Origin of the sequence: Caldimonas sp. (assembly GCF_046289365.1) — a bacterium.
In the GTDB taxonomy this organism is placed as follows: domain Bacteria; phylum Pseudomonadota; class Gammaproteobacteria; order Burkholderiales; family Burkholderiaceae_C; genus Caldimonas.
The window spans coordinates 1-3,038 of record NZ_JBKBVU010000277.1 but is presented as its reverse complement, the minus strand read 5'-3'; the positions used below and the strand labels follow the sequence as shown (position 1 = coordinate 3,038).

4 protein-coding genes are annotated in these 3,038 nt (G+C 66.7%); 2 read left to right on the top strand and 2 right to left on the bottom strand.

Annotated features, from left to right (window positions below; genetic code table 11):
- Both ACK42S_RS16880 and ACK42S_RS16875 read right to left on the bottom strand, forming a co-directional pair.
- Positions 1-1,378: terminase gpA endonuclease subunit (locus ACK42S_RS16880; RefSeq protein ID WP_409710281.1), on the bottom strand; the 1,378-nt coding region annotated here is incomplete at its 3' end.
- Positions 1,378-1,923, bottom strand: coding sequence for an elements of external origin (locus ACK42S_RS16875; protein WP_409710278.1), 546 nt, complete (start codon positions 1,921-1,923; stop codon positions 1,378-1,380). The genes ACK42S_RS16875 and ACK42S_RS16880, both read right to left, overlap by 1 nt.
- A 108-nt stretch (positions 1,924-2,031) precedes the next feature.
- Here ACK42S_RS16875 and ACK42S_RS16870 point away from each other — a divergent pair, with 108 nt between their 5' ends.
- Positions 2,032-2,229, top strand: coding sequence for a DUF6900 domain-containing protein (locus ACK42S_RS16870; protein ID WP_409710275.1), 198 nt, complete (start codon positions 2,032-2,034; stop codon positions 2,227-2,229).
- 96 nt (positions 2,230-2,325) lie between these two features.
- Positions 2,326-2,889 (top strand): DUF3489 domain-containing protein, encoded by a 564-nt coding sequence (locus ACK42S_RS16865; protein WP_409710272.1) that lies wholly within the window; start codon positions 2,326-2,328, stop codon positions 2,887-2,889.
- Positions 2,890-3,038 lie beyond the last annotated feature (149 nt).

Below are 3,038 nucleotides of genomic sequence, written 5' to 3'. Positions count from 1 at the left end.
ACCACGGCGTGCCGGTGATGTGGCGGGCAATCGCCGTCAGGCTCTTGAACCGCTGCCCCTGATACTCGAAATCGTTGGATCCGCGCACCAGCACCCGGTGCTCGATGAGCCAGCTCTCCTTGCCTCGCCCGAAGGCCCAGACGGAGGCCTCGATGCGGTCCTTCTGCACGTCGGCGCCGCCGACCAGGAGCAGGCCACCAGAGGGAATGCGCCCCAGCGGATAGTCCTCGCGCCGCTCGACCAGCCGTTGCCAGTCGGGCGCTTCGCCTTCCTCGACCCAGGTCTCGCCCAGCTCGGTGTTCTTGAAGGTCTTGATGGCGGCGGCCGATCCGGACTCCTTGTTGACCGCAGCCTCCCAGGCAGCCGCGATGTCGCGCCAGCTGCGCCAACCCACCGGGCTGTACAGCGAGGACAGGTGAAAGCCCGCCGTCTTGGCGCCGTTCTCCGGGACAAGAGCGCGCCACTCGCCGTGCTCCAGCATCCAGGTCTTGTGGTGCTCGGCAATCGAAGCGTCACAGGACTCGCAGATGTAGGCCGCCGTCTCGGGCGCGCCACGCTCCCAGCGCAGTTGCTCGAAGCGCAGCCACTGGCGGTGCGAGCAGTGCGGGCACGGCACGAAGTAGCGCCGCTGGTCGCTGGCCTCATACTCGCGCTCGATGGCACTCGCCCCCGAGATCGTCGGTGTTGAGACGATGAGGATCTTGCGCCGCGCGAACGTGCGCGTGCGCGCCTCCGCCAGCGAGATCGCATCGCCTTCGCCCTCGACGTCCAGGGGATAACCGTCCACCTCATCGAGGAACAGGTAGCGCACCGGCATCGAGCGCAGGCCCACGGCGCTGTTCGCGCCGGTCATCACCAGCACGCCGCCCCGGAACTCCTTGGCCAGGATGGTGTTGCCCGAATCACGCGAGCGCGCCGGAGCGATCAATTCGGCAAGCGCGGGTGATTCCTCGATCAGCGGGTCGATGCGCTGCTTGGAGTTGCGCTTGGCCATCTCCACCGTGGGCCAGACCGCCATCATTGGCCCCGGCGCGTGGTGGATCACGTAGCCGATCCAGTTCGACCCCATCTCGGTCGCGCCGAGCTGGGCGGCTTTCATGAACACCACCCGCTCGACCGGCGAGGTTGGCGACAGGCAATCCATGATCGCCTTCAGGTACGGCGTGCGGCTGGTGCGCCAGCGCCCCGGCTCAGCGGATGCCTTGCTGGAGAGCACCCGGTGGCGGTCGGCCCACTCGGATACCGTCAGCAGCGGATCGGGCGTGAGTCCCTCGCGCCAGGCCCGCTCGATCTCTAGCGCGCCTTCGTAGTGCCAGTCGCTTTGCTCCTTCTCGCCTTGGGCTCGCGAAACTGCGCTTCGCTTGTTTTCGAATTCCATCAGTCCACCCGTGGACGCAACTCGCCCAGTTCGATCAGGTGCTCACGCACGGCCGTCTCCAAGGCCACGTGCATCCGGTGCGCATCGACCCCGAGCGCGGAGGCCATCTGGCCGGAGATGCGCGCGGGCCAGTTCAACCACGCGTCGCGCTCGATGCGCGCGAGCTTGAACACGTGCGCCACGGCCTGCGCCCGATCCACCAGTTCCTTTTTGCGGTGGGCCAGCTCCAGGTTGTTGAGCTTGGCCTTGAGCACCTCGTTGACCGTGCGCGCCTGCAGCAGCGAGGTGCCGCCCGTCGACAACGGTGGGGTAGCGGGTTCGGGCACATCGCGCCCGGGCAGTGCCCGCGCCTTCACATGGCGGACCTTCGCCGGCTCGACTACCTTGCGGGCTTGCAAGGTGTTTTGTGCCCACTGGGCGTCCGCCGTGTCCGGGTCAATCGTGCCGTCCGGTAGCGGCGTGATCCGCCCAGTGTCGATGGCCTTTTTCACGGCCACGTGCGACACGCCACGGTGGCGCGCGTAGGCGCGAATGGACAGTCCCATCGTCACCTTCTTCAATCATCTGTTCGTCAATCTGCGAATGGAGCTTGGCTTCCATCGGGAACAGCGCGTTCATCACGTCACGCCAACCACCTCTCGAAAGGAAACGCCATGAGCCCGATCGACACCCTCCTCACCCAGATCGCCCAGAAACATCTGGGCATCGACACCCTGCAAGCCCGCCACGCCGATCGCCTCGACTTCCACGACGTGGCGGTCTGGTGTTTGCGCAAGGCGCTCGAAGCCGCCTTCAACGCCGGTGTCGAGCAGGGCCGCCAAGCCACGCCGTCGGATAAGACCCACACCTGATGGCATGCCCTGAACGCCCAGCACAAAACGCTTGGCTTCTGGGTGGAACAGCGCGTTCATCACGTCACCCGATCAACCCCTGTGAAGGAGCAGCCCATGAGCACCACGCCACTGACCCCGGCCCAGCACGCCATCCTCGCCCACGCCGTCCACCACACCGACGGCAAGATCGACTGGTTCCCCGACCACATCAAAGGCGGCGCCCGCCAGAAAGTGCTCGACGGGATGTTCAAACGCGCCCTGATCACGCCCGATGGCGAGGGCTGGCGCGTCGCCGCCGAGGGCTACGACGCCTTGGGGCTTGCGCGCCCCGGCGCCGGCCAGACGCGCATCGGTCGATTCGAAACCCATCTCGACCGGATCATCGCCAACGCTGAAGGGGCGCCCGCCGAGACGGGCGATCCCGAACTGGAGGCTGCGGTTGCGGCGGCCGAGGCCACCTGGGCCAAGCCGCGCACCCGGGCGAACAGCAAGCAGGCCGAGGTGATCCGGATGTTGCAGCGCCCCGAGGGTGCCACCATCCGCCAGATCTGTGCCGCCACCGGCTGGCAGGCGCACACGGTGCGCGGCACCTTCGCCGGGGCACTGAAGAAGAAGCTGGGCCTCGCCATCGTGTCGGACAAGCCCAAAGGCGGCGAGCGGGTGTACCGCATCGCCTGATCAGAAAGATCGAGAAAGAGGCCAAGCGGTGCTTGGCTTCTCAACGAAGAAGCGCGTTACTACGGGTGTCGCAACGATCCAGCGAACGGAGCCCACGATGACGACCCAGCAGACCATCCCCGCCACCGAGAACGAAGCCTGGGGCTTTT

Excerpts from the sequence above, each read along its gene's own strand:
- ACK42S_RS16865 (WP_409710272.1), top strand. The coding sequence starts at position 2,326 with ATGAGCACCACGCCACTGACCCCGGCCCAGCACGCCATCCTCGCCCAC.
- ACK42S_RS16875 (WP_409710278.1), bottom strand. The coding sequence starts at position 1,923 with ATGGGACTGTCCATTCGCGCCTACGCGCGCCACCGTGGCGTGTCGCAC.
- ACK42S_RS16870 (WP_409710275.1), top strand. The coding sequence starts at position 2,032 with ATGAGCCCGATCGACACCCTCCTCACCCAGATCGCCCAGAAACATCTG.